This is a genomic window from Vibrio sp. SSH13-20 (genome assembly GCF_040104475.1).
Lineage (GTDB): Bacteria > Pseudomonadota > Gammaproteobacteria > Enterobacterales > Vibrionaceae > Vibrio > Vibrio harveyi.
This window is the reverse complement of record NZ_JBECOU010000001.1, coordinates 1,159,053-1,172,541: the sequence shown is the minus strand read 5'-3', so window position 1 is coordinate 1,172,541 and position 13,489 is coordinate 1,159,053. Positions and strand designations below refer to the sequence as shown.

The window sequence follows — 13,489 nt, the reverse complement described above, 5'->3', positions numbered from 1 at the left end:
AGAACTGTTTGCTTGTTTTGTGGTCACACCTATAGACGGATGAAGTCTGATGGAATGCTCAAAAGGGCGCTTGTTACAGTATTTTGTAGAGTATTTACTTTATGTTGTGGTTACTTAATAAAATAGTGTTTTATTGCTATCTTAATGAAAAGTAAGAATAAAATGACTTTGAGTAAACATGTGTTCGCCCGAAAGTGTTTGCAACATATTGTGAACTAATTCAAAATTAACTGGTATAGCCAGTTGTGCTGAATTTATCTAAGGGTTTTTATGAAAGTCACGAATCTATTTAAAGACAAAGTTGGTGCGATTTCTGCTCACCAATCAGAGTTTATGAATTGGATGTCTCCAACGCTACGCGATTACTGGAGTGACTTCTTAGGTCGAGCACAAAGCAGCTTCCTATTTTCTAAAGTTCGCGATCACCAGCAACCAGCGGTGAACGAAGAGGTGATCCCTCAACCTGAGCCAATCGTGCTAAAGCCTGAAGCGCAAGTTCTATTTAATGAGCTAAGCGAGAAGGTGGGTGAAGTGATCCATGTAGGTGATTGGGTTCACGTATCTCAAGAGCGCATTAATCAATTTGGTTCTGTAACCGAAGATATGCAATGGATTCATACAGATCCAGAGCGTGCGGCTTCTGAATCTCCATTCAAAACAACGATTGCACATGGCTTCCTAACGCTAGCGCTGTTGCCTAAGTTGACAGATTCTGTGGATCCAGAAAAACCAATGTTCCCAACAGCAAAACTAGTGGTGAACCTAGGTTTGAACCAAGTACGTTTCCCTTACCCAGTAAAAGCGGGCAACAACGTACGTGCATCAAGTACGTTAACTAAAATTACGCCAATTAAGAAAGGTCTTGAGATTGAGCGTGAAATCAAAGTAGAAATTGAAGGCGTACGTCGACCTGGTGCTGTGGTTGTTTCAGTGATTCAATTGCACTTCTAATTGAATTCAAAGATTCAAACGAAAAAGAGAGCCGAAATTGGCTCTCTTTTTTTGTGTCTGCGTTTTATTGATTAAAGGTTTTTACAGGGGTGTAGCCGTAATCTGCAATCGCTTTTTGACCTTGCTCCGATTTCAAAAACTTCACGAAGTCTTTACCTGCTTTATCTAAACCATCCACTTTGTACAAAACTAAGAATGGACGAGCGAGTTTGTACTTGTGGTTGGCGATGTTAGTCGCAGTAGGGGCTGTACCTTCAAACTGAATGGCTTTTACAGAGCGATCAACCGAGCCTACCGAGATAAAACCAATAGCGTGTGGGTTATGGTTCACAATGGTTTTTACCATACTGTTACTGTTTACCACCAAGTTGTTCGGATTGATGTCTGATACCAAACGGTCGTTGATGATCTTAGTGAGACCTAGCAAGCTTTCAAAGCTGTAACGAGAGCCAGAAGAGGCTTCACGCGTTACAACGGCGATAGGTTGGTCTGATCCACCCACCTGTTTCCAGTTGTCGATTTTACCTTTGTAGATATCAAACAGTTGTTGTTCCGAAAGGTTAGTTACAGAGTTAGTGCGGTTAACGACAACAGCAAGACCGTCATAAGCGATAGGGAATACGTTGAGATCTTCGCCTTTCTCGCTTTCTGTTAGATAACGTGAGCTCATTCCAATTTCAACTACGCCCTTGTTCACCATAGTGATACCAGCGCTTGACCCAATGCCCTGTACTGCAATGTAATCGTCAGGGTGCGTTTTATTATATTCTTCAGCCAGTACATCCATTACGCGTGCCACAGAGGTAGAACCTGAAATGTTGACTTCTTTTGCTATAGCAGAAGGAAGAGACAAAGCCATGGCTAGTAAGGTCGCCATAGAAAGACGTAACATATTTAACTCCAAATACGGTATAAAGCAGCGCTCATCATATTTCGTTCAGGTTACACTTTTGTGAATGGTCGTTGATATCCATAGCGAAAGATCGATTGCACTCACTTTAAGTTGATAACTATCAGTAATGTAGGATGAGTGGATTTTACTGATTTGAAACGAAAGAGGTGACACAGTTAGCTTTTCGGCATCAGATGGGGTGTTATTCTAGGTTTGAGCGGGCGCATGCCCCGATGGTGATTTCTACCTCTCTCAGGCACTTGGGTATATACTAAGAACAACATATCAGGAGTACGCTCATGTCCGTGTCTCAAATGGCGACCAGTCGCTTGCACAAGTTGGTTCAAACGCTCTGCGCTAGGCGTAATGTCAATTTGCCAGTAGAAGCGATAGGGAAGTGTTTATACGAGCCCATAGAGAACGGTGTAGAGCTTTATCACGCACACTTCTTACTTGATTCTCAACACAGTGAATACACGTCTCCCATCGCTAAAATTTTATTTGATGCCAACACTCAACTTTGGTGTTTCTATGTGCCTACATATCGTGGAGAGGAGTTGATGTGGGTGCCTTATGAAAAGCTACCAAGTAGTGAGACGCTTGAGGTGCTTCTCGCCGAATTAGAAAGCGATCCTCAAGCGTGTTTCTGGGATTAACAGGTTTCTCTATCTGCTAATGCGTAACGTATCAAGCGTTACTTTGCGATTTGGCTACGAAATTCTTTTGGTGTAATGCTATAAATCGATTTAAACGCAGTACTAAAGTGTGCGGCGCTCTTAAAGCCGGATTCAAATGCAATTTGAGTAATCGACTTTTGTGACACTCGCAGTTGTGTTGCTGCGTGGTTGATGCGTTTCACCTTCAAAATGTGCGAGAACGAAAGGTTTTCTGCTGCTAGTCTGCGTTTCAATGTCGCGATAGACATGCTCATGTGTGTTGCTAGCGCTTCCAACGTGATGTCTTTCTCGATGTTCTTTTCAATGTACTTAATTGCCTTCTGAGAGGCAGTGAGACTGCTTGCGTCATCAATGATCGATAAGATGTCCGGCTGTACTTCAACCATCAGTGATAACAAGGAAAGCGCAATATGACCCTGGGCGTATTGCGGCGCTTTATTGTCTGCTAACTGAATTAACGTGTCTTTAAGCTTTACAATTGATGATTGGCTTTCTGAAGAGAAAGGGTAGAAGCGACGCTCTTCTGTCTCTGACTGTACGCCTGGATGCGCAGATTTAAACTCGCTAAACAAGCCAATATCAAACACAAGCGCGAGTGCTTTAAACACTCCGGGCTTAGCTTCAGCACTGCGTAGGTCTGCAGAATTATATAGAGTGAAGTCTCCTGCATTTAATTCAATTTGCTCACCACTTGGTTGGTTAATGATGAGTGAGCCTTCTTCAACAACATATAAGCCATTGTGAGTGGCGGTGTAGCGTTCACTTTTGCGGGCAGTGAAGTGATTAAAGCGAATGATCTCAATGTTCGGCATATTCGTTCTTATCTTTTTGCATGACATATAAAAAAGGCGCTCCATTGAGCGCCTTTAAACTTCAATCGGTATTATTCACTCACAGTTTCTTCTGTTTGTGGCGCTGGTTTATCAGCGAATACCTGGGTCGGCTTTGCAACGATGCTGCGGTTCTCTTGGTTCACGTCTGCTAGAACGATTTCCAATGTATCACCTAACTTGTATACCACTTCTTTATCGATAGAAATGGTACCGTTGTCGCCGTTACACTCAATTCTTTCTTTATTATCAAGAATCAAGCTACCAGGAATAAAGGCTGCTGCACCATTTTCGAGAAGTCGAACACGTGCTCCGGCACGATTAATATCGAAAATCTCACCTGTGAAACACGTTTGCTTGTTCGGCTCGTCTGCAAGAGTGCGTGCGTATAGCCAATCAGACACGTTTCGCTCGGCAATTTTGTGGTGTTTACGGTGTAGAGCTAGCTCTTCGCCCACTTCATCGTCTGGCTTTTGAACCGGTTCTTTGTTCAAAATCACAGCTTTCAGCATGCGGTGGTTGATCATGTCACCGTATTTACGAATTGGTGAAGTCCAAGTTGCGTAGATATCAAGACCCATTGCGTAGTGAGGAAGAGGTTGATTGCCCACTTCGCTGTACGTTTGGAACTTACGGATACGGTTATCTAGGTAAGAAGTCTCTTGCTCACCCAACCAACGGCGAAGCGCTGCGAAGCCTTCTAGTGTCGCGATAGATTCAGCAGTGAACTCTAGTGCGCCTTCTGGGTTTACCAGTTCAACTACTTCTTCAATCTTCTCAGCTTTGAAGCCAGCATGCGTATTGAATACACCCGTTTCGAACTTTTCACGTAGCGTACGACCCGCACAGATGTTTGCCGTGATCATAGATTCTTCAACTAGGCGGTTTGCGCTGCGACGCATGTCAGCATGGATTGCAACAACGTCGTTGTCTTCGCTTAGCTCGAAGCGGTAGTCAGGGCGATCTGGGAATACCACGGCATTCTTTTCACGCCATTCAGCACGAGCGCGAGAGAAGTCGAATAGGTCGCGTACAATCGTCGCGATCTCTTCCGACGGTTGCCATACGTCTGAACTGCCGTTTTCTAACCAGTCTGATACGTGATCGTAAGCTAGGCGAGCGTGTGATTTAATGTTCGCTGCAAAGAAGTTGATGTCATCACCAATCACGCCTTCTTTATTTACTGTCACTGTGCAGCAGATAGCAGGGCGGATTTCCCCTTCAATTAGAGAACATAAGTTGTCCGCTAGATCACGAGGTAGCATTGGGATGTTACGACCTGGTAAGTAGATAGTGTAGCCACGTTCACGCGCCACTTTATCCATATCATCTTCAGGTGTGATGTACGCTGTTGGGTCTGCGATTGCGATAGTCAGTTCGAAATCACCAGATTCTGTTTTCTTCGCGTAAAGTGCATCGTCCATATCTTTGGTTGATTCACCATCGATAGTTACGAAAGGAACGTGTGTCATGTCTACGCGTTCTAGATCGGCGTCGTCTTTCAGTTCCCAGTTCTCGATGCCTGCTGGCTCAGAGTTTGGTAGATCATTCTGAGCAAGCGTTACCCACCAAGGCGCGATCTTGTCGTTTGAATCGGTAATCTTCTCCGAAATTTCTACAAAGAAAGTGTTATCACCTTTAAGTGGGTGACGAATAAGATGCGCGACAACCCAGTCACCTTCAGCAAATTCGTCAGGTTTTAGACCTTTCTTTAGTTTTGCTTTAAGAGAAAGCTTTTTAAGCTGTGGGTGATCAGGAGCTACGTTTAGCTTGCCTTTGAACATTTTTACTCGGCCAATAAAGCGAGTTACGGCTTGTTCTAGCAGTTCTTGTGGTTCTGCGACTTCACGTTCGTTTTCAGTGCGGATGATGGCAACGACTTTGTCGCCGTGCATGCACTTTTTCATGTACGCAGGTGGGATGAAGAAGCTGGTTTTGCTGTCCACTTCCAGGAAGCCAAAGCCTTTATCGGTTGCTTTGATTGAGCCTTCTTTTTTAGGCAGGTTTTCTTGGATTTGCTGCTTAAGCTGAGCTAATAGCGGGTTATCTTGAAACATCTTTTCTTAACTTACCGTTGGAATTGGGCACACTATAATCATTGCGCACTATTATTACTACCTAAAGCACAGAAATTCGCTGTGAATTATTGATGAATTGAACAGCTTGTTGGTGCTTTTCTCTCCGGAGAATGGGGGGAGAGGTGGAAATTTATGCGAATAATACCATTAGTGAGAATAAATTGTGATGTAATTCAATTTTTTCTAGCTTTTTTTATGCATTTAAGGAATAATCCGCCTCCCTTAGTCGTCCCTAATGGCTTATCGCGGTTGTGTACTGTACTAGCTCCTGTCTGAACGGATTTAGTAATTGGATGGATCAGTATCGAATTGGAAGAGCATATGGGACTGTTTTTTTGTTTAATTAAGTAGGATCCCAATGCAAGATTCTGTTATTCAATTCAGCGATTTATCTCTGAATGATTCTATCCTTTCTGCTCTAGACGGAATGGGTTTCGTGTCACCAACTCCAATTCAGGCTGCGGCAATCCCACACCTGTTGGAAGGTGCTGACGCGCTGGGTAAAGCACAGACGGGTACAGGTAAAACGGCAGCATTCTCTCTGCCTCTTCTAAACAAGCTTGATCTTGACCAACGTAAACCACAAGCAATCGTACTTGCTCCAACACGTGAGCTAGCGATTCAGGTTGCGGCTGAGATGAAGAACCTTGGTAAAAACATCAAGGGTCTTAAAGTTTTAGAAATCTACGGTGGTGCATCTATCGTAGATCAAATGCGTGCACTTAAAAACGGTGCACACGTAGTAGTTGGTACTCCTGGTCGTGTACAAGACCTTATCAACCGTGAACGTCTGCATCTAGACGAAGTTAGCACTTTCGTACTTGATGAAGCGGACGAAATGCTAAACATGGGTTTCGTGGACGACGTAACTGCAATCATGGAGCACGCTCCAGAATCTGCACAGCGCGTTCTTTTCTCTGCAACTATGCCTCCAATGCTTAAAAACATTGTTGAGCGTTTCCTACGTGATCCTGTAACTATCGACGTTGCTGGTAAAAACCACACTGTAGACAAAGTTCAACAACAGTTCTGGGTAGTGAAGGGTGTAGAGAAAGATGAAGCTATGTCTCGTCTTCTTGAAACTGAAGAAACTGACGCGTCAATCGTATTCGTACGTACTCGTCAAGACACTGAGCGTCTAGCTGATTGGCTATCTGCACGTGGCTTTAAAGCTGCTGCACTACACGGTGACATTCCTCAGTCTCTACGTGAACGTACTGTTGATCACATCAAACAAGGTGTTATCGATATCCTAGTTGCAACTGACGTTGTTGCACGTGGTCTTGATGTTCCACGTATTACTCACGTATTTAACTACGACATCCCATTCGATGTTGAGTCTTACATCCACCGTATCGGTCGTACTGGTCGTGCTGGACGTAAAGGTAAAGCGATCCTTCTAGTTCGCACTAACCAAATCCGTATGCTTCGCACTATCGAGCGCGTAACTAAGTCATCTATGGAAGAAATCCAACTTCCTCTACGTGACCAAGTTGCAGAAGCTCGTCTAAACAAGCTAGCAGCTGAACTGGAAGCAGAGAAAGAGCACAAAGCTCTAGACAAGTTCGCAGAGCTTGTTGAGAAGCTACAAACTTCTCTAGAAATCGACCCAACAATGCTTGCTGCAATGCTTCTTAAGCGTCAGCAAGGTAAACGCCCGCTATTCTACATTGGCGAAGACCCAATGATTGAAGCGATTGAGCGTGACAAGCAACGTCGTAAAGAGCGCCGTGAAGGTGGTCGTGACGGTGGTCGCAACTTCAACAACCAAGACTGGGATACTTACCAGCTTCAAGTTGGTCGCGAGCAAGGCGTTCAAGTTAAAGACATCGTTGGTGCTCTTGCAAACGAACTAGGTCTAGGTAAAGGCTCTATCGGTGCAATCAAGCTAGCACAAGGTCACACATTCGTTCAGCTACCTAAAGCAATGACTTCAGATGCTGCGAACAAGCTAAGCAAGCTACGTATCCGTCAACAAGATGTTGGTGCTGTAGTATGTGACTTCGATGACTTCCGTGAGTCTCGTGGTGGTCGCCGTGACGGTGGTCGTCGCGATGGCGGTCGTCGTGATGGCGGCGGTTACCGTGGCAACCGTGATGGCAACCGCGAAGGTGGTCGTCGTGAAGGCGGTCGTCGCGAAGGTGGCTTCCGTGGTAACCGTGACGGCAACCGCGATGGTAACCGTGAAGGTGGCGAACGTCGTTTCGATCGTAACCGTGGTGGTGACCACCGTGGTGCACACCGTGGTGAACGTGGTCACGGTCGTGGTCGTCGCTCACAAGAAGCATAATATCTGCACACTATTGCATTAAAAAATAGTTGAATTTGAAAGCCGAGCAGTTAGCTCGGCTTTTTTGTCCCTGCTCATCCATGCCCAATTCATTCAAAAAAATTCGTAATATTTTTGCTTTATTCTTCATTTATTGACGTTTTTAAGTGTCTGGTTCCACTTTAGTTGAATGAGTCGATATATTTCATGGTTCAAATAAATTTTAAACTTGCGGTAGATCAATAAAATTTACGCAAACGAACAACTAACTCTAAAAGATAGTTGAAAGATTAAAAAATTATTGAATAATAGAAGGCACAAACAAGAAGTACGCAGCGCGGAAGCGCAATTACAACCTCTGCTCCACAACAGGAAACTATTTCATGTCTAATTCGTTTGTACTGGTGATCAACTCTGGTAGCTCATCACTAAAATTTGCAGTAATCGACTCTCAATCTGGCGATGCTGTGCTAAGTGGTCTGGGCGAATGCTTTGGTCTATCAGACGCTCGTATGAGCTGGAAATTCAACGGTGAGAAATTTGAGTACGCTATTCAAGGCGATGAGAATCACCATCAACTTGCAGTAGCAAAACTAGTTGAGTTAGTAAAAGAGTACAAATTAATTGAAGATGTTGTTGCTGTTGGTCACCGAGTGGTTCACGGCGGTGAGAAGTTTACCAAAACAGTCCGTTTAGATGAGTCTGTTATTGCAGACGTAGAAGCGCTAAGTGATTTGGCTCCTCTACATAACCTTGCTCATGCGATTGGTATGCGTGCTTCAATGGCGGCATTCCCTGAGCTACCTCAGTTTGCTGTGTTTGATACTGCTTTCCACCAAACAATGCCTGCAAAAGCTTACACTGGTGCAATCGCGAAAGAGCTTTACTCAGACTTCGGCATCCGTCGTTACGGCTTCCACGGCACTAGCCACTACTTTGTAAGTCGCGAAGCTGCGAAGATGATTAACAAGCCGGTTGAAGAATCGAGCTTCATCTCTGTTCACCTTGGGAACGGTGCTTCTGTTTGTGCAATCAACAACGGCGAATCTGTAGATACGTCTATGGGCTTCACGCCACTGTCTGGTCTAATGATGGGTACACGTTGTGGTGACCTTGACCCAGGCATCATTGAGTACCTACTGAAGAAAGGTTGGTCTCAAGAGAAAGTGTTCAACTCATTGAACAAAGCTTCTGGCTTCTTAGGTGTTTCTGGTCTAACAAGCGATGCACGCGGTATTTTGGAAGCGATGGAAGAAGGTCACGAAGGCGCTGCTCTAGCATTCCAAGTATTCACATACCGTGTGTCTAAATACATCGCGTCTTACCTTGCTGCTCTTGATTCATTCGACGGCATCATCTTCACTGGCGGTATTGGCGAAAACTCTATGCCAATTCGTCGCGAAATCCTAAACAACCTAAAACTTCTAGGTTTTGTTGAAGATGTGAAAGGTAATGAAGATGCACGATTTGGTAACGCAGGTGTTGTTGCTACATCTGAATTACTTGGTGCGAAAGCGCTAGTTATTCCTACCAATGAAGAGTGGGTTATCGCTCAACAGTCGGTGGAACTGCTGTAAAACGGCAAAAATTTTGGGAACTAAGTCAAAGCCCTTTCCGGTTGGAAAGGGCTTTTTTTCGTCTTGGAGAGAGGCGAGTAACGATTTTATCGATACTGTTACTCCTCATTCCCTTGGTAGTTTAAGTATTGAATGCACAGCTCATGGAAAGCTTTAGCTTGAGGCGATATTGTTCGGTCCGTTAAGGTAAAGATTCCCACCTGCCTTTTCAAAGGTGGATCAATAAGCGGAATCCAAACTAATCGAGTTTCATTGGTTGGGAACGCTAACTTTGGCAAGGTGGTGACACCAATACCGAGCTCAAGGACTGAGAACAAAGAGGTGATGTTTTCAACAGAATACAAAGCTTGTTCACTTAACGCGCGCGCAGGAGTGGGATCGAGTAGGGTGCAAGTTCCGTTGCGAATAAAAGGTTGCTCTAACAGCGTTTGCCACTCAATACCTTCCGGATGCTGAGCGATAGGGTTATCCTTCAAACACACCACACCAATGGGGTCAGAGATTAACGGGGTAAACTCGATACCGCCTTCGTCCAAGTGTGATGGGTTACCCAACGCTAAATCCACTTCGCCTGATAACAAACGCGCTTCGACGCCAGCGGCGTTATCATCAATTAGGCTGACTTCTACATTCGGGTATCGTTCACAGAATGCGCCGAGCACACTGGGAATCAGCTTGGCAGCAACAGAGGGAACGCTGGCGATGCGTACCCGCCCTTGCTGCCCTGCGGCGGCGGCTTTCAAGTCATTATCCAGTGCGTTATAGATGTTGAGAAACTGAATGATCTTAGGCAGGCAGATCTCGCCGAAAGGTGTGAGTTTGGATTTATTTCCAGATTCAAATAGGCTCTGACCAAGTATCTTTTCTAGTTCTTTTATGGATGTCGACAGTGCTGCTTGAGAGCGATTTGCTCTATGTGAAGCGGCTCGAAAGCCACCTTCCTCGACCACCATCACAAAATGCTTTAATTGTTGAAGCTTGATACTCACGGCGAAACCTCTGCAATCCCTTTATTTACCTTAGTTTTAATAAGGTGATAGATTTTTCTTATCAAATGTAAAAAATTTACCGTTCGATTTATCGCCTGTCAATGTGCAGTATTTAACTATCTTGAAACAAGGTTGTTACAAAGGTTGAAGGGCACGTGAATACTTCTACGAAAAAATACCCAGTCAAAACTGCATTGTTTGCCTCTAAAGCGCCGCTTGAATGGGCAATCGTCAACAATGGTACTTTATACACCGCGCAAATCCCGATTGATGATACTGGTGCTGTCGTGGAAGGCGGTATCGAAGCGCAAACTCGTCAAACCTTTAATAATCTCGTTCACACGCTGGAGTGTGCAGGGGAGTCTTTAGATTCTGTTCTGCAAGTGCTGATTTATGTGACGGATCGTGAGTACTTAAAAACGGTTAACCAAGTCTACGCTGAGTATTTTGACGCACCTTACCCTAATCGTGCCGCTATGGTTGTGGCAGGACTAGCGCGTGAAGAGATGCTGGTGGAGTTTGTGGTGTACGCATCAGCGAGTCAACCAGAGTAAAGAATAATAATCAAAGCCTCATCACCGGGCTTTGTCAGTGAGATCAGTGAGCTGGTGGCGATCACCAGACGTCAGGAAGAATAAGGACAGAGCAATGACTTTTATCAATAATGTTCAAGCAGAGAAATCTCTCTACATTGCAGGCGAATGGCAATCTGGTATTAATACGGTTGCGAACATTAACCCTTCAGACATCAGTGAGAGTTTAGGCGATTTTGCTCAAGCGAGTGAAGGTCAAGTAGAACAAGCCATTCAAGCCGCGAAAGTTGCGCAGCCAGAGTGGGAAAAAACGCCGATTGAGCGCAAACAAGCGGTTTTGCAGGCGATTGGTGATGAGCTGATTGCTCGTTGTGATGAGCTTGGTACGCTGCTTTCACGTGAAGAAGGCAAGCCTTTTGCTGAAGGTCGCGGTGAAATCTACCGTGCTGGTCAATTCTTCCAATATTTCGCGGCGGAAGTGCTGCGTCAAATTGGCGATAACGCAGCTTCTGTCCGTCCAGGCGTTTCCGTTGAGGTCACTCGTGAAGCCGTCGGCGTTATCGCCATCATTTCTCCTTGGAACTTCCCAACCGCTACGGCTGCATGGAAAATCGCGCCAGCGCTTGCGTTCGGCAACAGCGTAGTATGGAAGCCCGCTAACCTAACACCTGCTAGTGCGGTTGCACTGACTGAGATTATCCATCGTCAAGGCTTACCAGCAGGCACGTTCAACCTTGTGTTGGGCAGCGGCTCGCAAGTGGGTAACACGCTTATCAACTCGAAAGATGTAAATGGTGTGAGCTTTACTGGCTCTGTGGATACCGGACGTAAAGTAGCGGCAGCAACGGCACCGAATTTTGTGCGCTGTCAGTTAGAAATGGGCAGTAAGAACGCACTTGTGGTAGCCGATGATGCAGACATTCAAATTGCCGTTGAAGCAACCATTGCAGGCTCTTTCTCTGGAGCAGGTCAGAAGTGTACCGCGTCTTCTCGCCTTGTCGTCATGGATGGTATTCACGATGCCTACGTGGAAGCACTGATCAAACGTATGAGTGAACTTAAAGTCGGTCACGCTTTAGAAGACGGCGTTTTCATGGGACCTGTTGTTGATGGAAACCAATTGAATGCGAACTTCGAATGGATTGAGAAAGCACGTCAAAGCGGTGCCGAGTTAGCGTTCGGTGGCGAGCGCTTGAACTTAGAGCATGACGGTTTCTACATGTCGCCAACTCTTTTCCTCAATACGCAAAACAGTTGGGAAGTGAACCAAGAAGAAGTGTTTGCGCCAATGGCAAGCGTGATTCGAGTTTCTGACTTGGACGAAGCCATTGCTGTAGCAAACGATACTCGCTTTGGGTTGACGGGCGGCATCATCACGCAAAGCCTCCGTAATAGCGCCATCTTCAAACAACAAGCTCAAACTGGTTGTGTCATGGTCAACCTACCAACCGCAGGAACGGATTATCACGTGCCGTTTGGTGGTCGTAAAGAGTCGAGCTTTGGTCCACGCGAGCAAGGTCAATACGCAAAAGAATTCTACACCGTGGTGAAAACCGCTTATCAACGTCCTTACTAAGTGAAATAGGGCAGCCGAGCATTCCGCTGCCCAACCTTAAAGGCTTATTAACGTTTAAGGAGTGGTTATGTACCAACAACGGATTGTGATTGATGGATTGCAGTACTGCAATTGGGATCGAGAATACTTCCAAACGCTGAAGGCGAGCGGTATTACGGCTGTGCATGCGACGATTGTTTATCATGAGAATGCACGCGAGACCTTAACTCGCTTTGCCGAATGGAACCTGAGATTCGAACAAAATGCAGACCTGATTATGCCTATTTACTCGATGGCTGACGTCGAGAAAGCAAAGGCAGAGGGTAAGGTTGGTGTCTTTTTTGGTGCGCAGAATTGCTCTCCAATTGACGATGAAATCGGCTTAATAGAAGTCATGCGCCGTCAAGGTTTGCTGATTATGCAGTTGACCTATAACAACCAAAGCTTGCTGGCGACAGGATGCTATGAGCAGAACGACTCTGGTGTCACGCGTTTTGGTAAACAAGCCATCGAAGAGATGAACCGTGTCGGGATGATCATCGATATGTCCCACAGTGCAGAGCGCTCAACGTTGGAAGCGATTGACCTTTCTTCACGTCCCATTTGTATTAGTCACGCGAACCCAACGTTTGCTCATGATGCTCTGCGCAACAAATCGAACAACGTCATTAAAGCGCTCACCGAGCGTGGCGGCTTGATTGGCTTTAGTCTTTACCCATTCCATCTTCCAAACGGAAGCCAATGCACGCTAGAAGATTTCTGCCAAATGGTCGCGAAAACTGCCGATCAGTTCGGTGTGGATCACTTAGGCATCGGCAGTGATCTTTGTTTAAACCAACCACAACAAGTGCTTGAGTGGATGCGCAACGGTCGTTGGTCCAAAGCAATGGACTATGGTGAAGGCTCCGCTAGTAATGCGGGGTGGCCTGATGCTTTGCCTTGGTTTAGTGGCAGTAAAGGGATGGAGAACATTTACAACGGCTTAATGTGTCATGGATTCAGTGAATCCGAGGCAGGAAAAATCCTGGGTGAGAACTGGTTTAACTTCCTTAAAGAAGGGCTGGAGGCGAGCTAGGTCGTAACCCAAATAAACATGGAATAGCTCGCTCAAAAAATAATAACAAGGCGAGTGTTAAAG

11 protein-coding genes are annotated in these 13,489 nt (G+C 45.5%); 7 read left to right on the top strand and 4 right to left on the bottom strand.

Annotated features, from left to right (window positions below; translation table 11 throughout):
- Positions 1–270: 270 nt before the first annotated feature.
- A complete protein-coding gene (locus tag ABMY42_RS05185; RefSeq protein WP_005452183.1) occupies positions 271–951 on the top strand; it encodes a MaoC family dehydratase in 681 nt (226 codons plus the stop codon).
- Positions 952–1,015: 64 nt separating this feature from the next.
- On the opposite strand, the gene ABMY42_RS05180 is transcribed toward ABMY42_RS05185, so the two are convergent.
- Positions 1,016–1,843: a phosphate ABC transporter substrate-binding protein gene (locus tag ABMY42_RS05180; RefSeq protein WP_274879478.1), complete on the bottom strand. Its 828-nt coding sequence runs from the start codon at positions 1,841–1,843 to the stop codon at positions 1,016–1,018.
- 299 nt (positions 1,844–2,142) lie between these two features.
- On the opposite strand from ABMY42_RS05180, the gene ABMY42_RS05175 reads away from it, so the two are divergent.
- Entirely contained in the window at positions 2,143–2,499 is a 357-nt protein-coding gene (locus tag ABMY42_RS05175) for a DUF3024 domain-containing protein (protein WP_005452180.1), read from the top strand.
- Positions 2,500–2,537: 38 nt separating this feature from the next.
- Here the strand turns inward: ABMY42_RS05175 and ABMY42_RS05170 are convergent, their stop codons facing one another.
- Together ABMY42_RS05170 and rnb are read right to left on the bottom strand one after the other, a co-directional pair.
- Positions 2,538–3,332 (bottom strand): AraC family transcriptional regulator, encoded by a 795-nt coding sequence (locus tag ABMY42_RS05170; RefSeq protein WP_050903573.1) that lies wholly within the window; start codon positions 3,330–3,332, stop codon positions 2,538–2,540.
- Positions 3,333–3,403: 71 nt separating this feature from the next.
- Positions 3,404–5,407, bottom strand: a complete 2,004-nt coding sequence (rnb, locus tag ABMY42_RS05165) for an exoribonuclease II (RefSeq protein ID WP_005452178.1) — start codon at positions 5,405–5,407, stop codon at positions 3,404–3,406.
- Positions 5,408–5,786: 379 nt separating this feature from the next.
- On the opposite strand from rnb, the gene ABMY42_RS05160 reads away from it, so the two are divergent.
- Positions 5,787–7,718 carry a DEAD/DEAH box helicase gene (locus ABMY42_RS05160; RefSeq protein ID WP_009696353.1) on the top strand — a complete coding sequence of 644 codons (1,932 nt, stop codon included), beginning with the start codon at positions 5,787–5,789 and terminating at the stop codon, positions 7,716–7,718.
- Positions 7,719–8,080: 362 nt separating this feature from the next.
- Complete coding sequence (locus ABMY42_RS05155; RefSeq protein ID WP_009696351.1) at positions 8,081–9,274, top strand: acetate/propionate family kinase; 1,194 nt, start codon at positions 8,081–8,083, stop codon at positions 9,272–9,274.
- Positions 9,275–9,372: 98 nt separating this feature from the next.
- On the opposite strand, the gene ABMY42_RS05150 is transcribed toward ABMY42_RS05155, so the two are convergent.
- On the bottom strand, positions 9,373–10,263 hold the full coding sequence (locus ABMY42_RS05150) for a LysR family transcriptional regulator (RefSeq protein ID WP_005450182.1): 891 nt from the start codon (positions 10,261–10,263) through the stop codon (positions 9,373–9,375).
- A gap of 155 nt (positions 10,264–10,418) precedes the next feature.
- On the opposite strand from ABMY42_RS05150, the gene ABMY42_RS05145 reads away from it, so the two are divergent.
- The 3 genes from ABMY42_RS05145 (at position 10,419) to ABMY42_RS05135 (ending at position 13,426) form a co-directional block, all read left to right on the top strand.
- Positions 10,419–10,817 (top strand): RidA family protein, encoded by a 399-nt coding sequence (locus tag ABMY42_RS05145; protein ID WP_009696349.1) that lies wholly within the window; start codon positions 10,419–10,421, stop codon positions 10,815–10,817.
- A gap of 94 nt (positions 10,818–10,911) precedes the next feature.
- On the top strand, positions 10,912–12,372 hold the full coding sequence (locus ABMY42_RS05140; protein WP_274877142.1) for an aldehyde dehydrogenase family protein: 1,461 nt from the start codon (positions 10,912–10,914) through the stop codon (positions 12,370–12,372).
- A 67-nt stretch (positions 12,373–12,439) separates the two neighbouring features.
- Positions 12,440–13,426 carry a membrane dipeptidase gene (locus ABMY42_RS05135; RefSeq protein ID WP_172581009.1) on the top strand — a complete coding sequence of 329 codons (987 nt, stop codon included), beginning with the start codon at positions 12,440–12,442 and terminating at the stop codon, positions 13,424–13,426.
- Positions 13,427–13,489 lie beyond the last annotated feature (63 nt).

Bases quoted from the DNA above. Each gene is read 5' to 3' on its own strand.
- ABMY42_RS05185 (WP_005452183.1), top strand. From the start codon at position 271: ATGAAAGTCACGAATCTATTTAAAGACAAAGTTGGTGCGATTTCTGCT.
- ABMY42_RS05180 (WP_274879478.1), bottom strand. From the start codon at position 1,843: ATGTTACGTCTTTCTATGGCGACCTTACTAGCCATGGCTTTGTCTCTT.
- ABMY42_RS05175 (WP_005452180.1), top strand. From the start codon at position 2,143: ATGTCCGTGTCTCAAATGGCGACCAGTCGCTTGCACAAGTTGGTTCAA.
- ABMY42_RS05170 (WP_050903573.1), bottom strand. From the start codon at position 3,332: ATGCCGAACATTGAGATCATTCGCTTTAATCACTTCACTGCCCGCAAA.
- rnb (WP_005452178.1), bottom strand. From the start codon at position 5,407: ATGTTTCAAGATAACCCGCTATTAGCTCAGCTTAAGCAGCAAATCCAA.
- ABMY42_RS05160 (WP_009696353.1), top strand. From the start codon at position 5,787: ATGCAAGATTCTGTTATTCAATTCAGCGATTTATCTCTGAATGATTCT.
- ABMY42_RS05155 (WP_009696351.1), top strand. From the start codon at position 8,081: ATGTCTAATTCGTTTGTACTGGTGATCAACTCTGGTAGCTCATCACTA.
- ABMY42_RS05140 (WP_274877142.1), top strand. From the start codon at position 10,912: ATGACTTTTATCAATAATGTTCAAGCAGAGAAATCTCTCTACATTGCA.
- ABMY42_RS05135 (WP_172581009.1), top strand. From the start codon at position 12,440: ATGTACCAACAACGGATTGTGATTGATGGATTGCAGTACTGCAATTGG.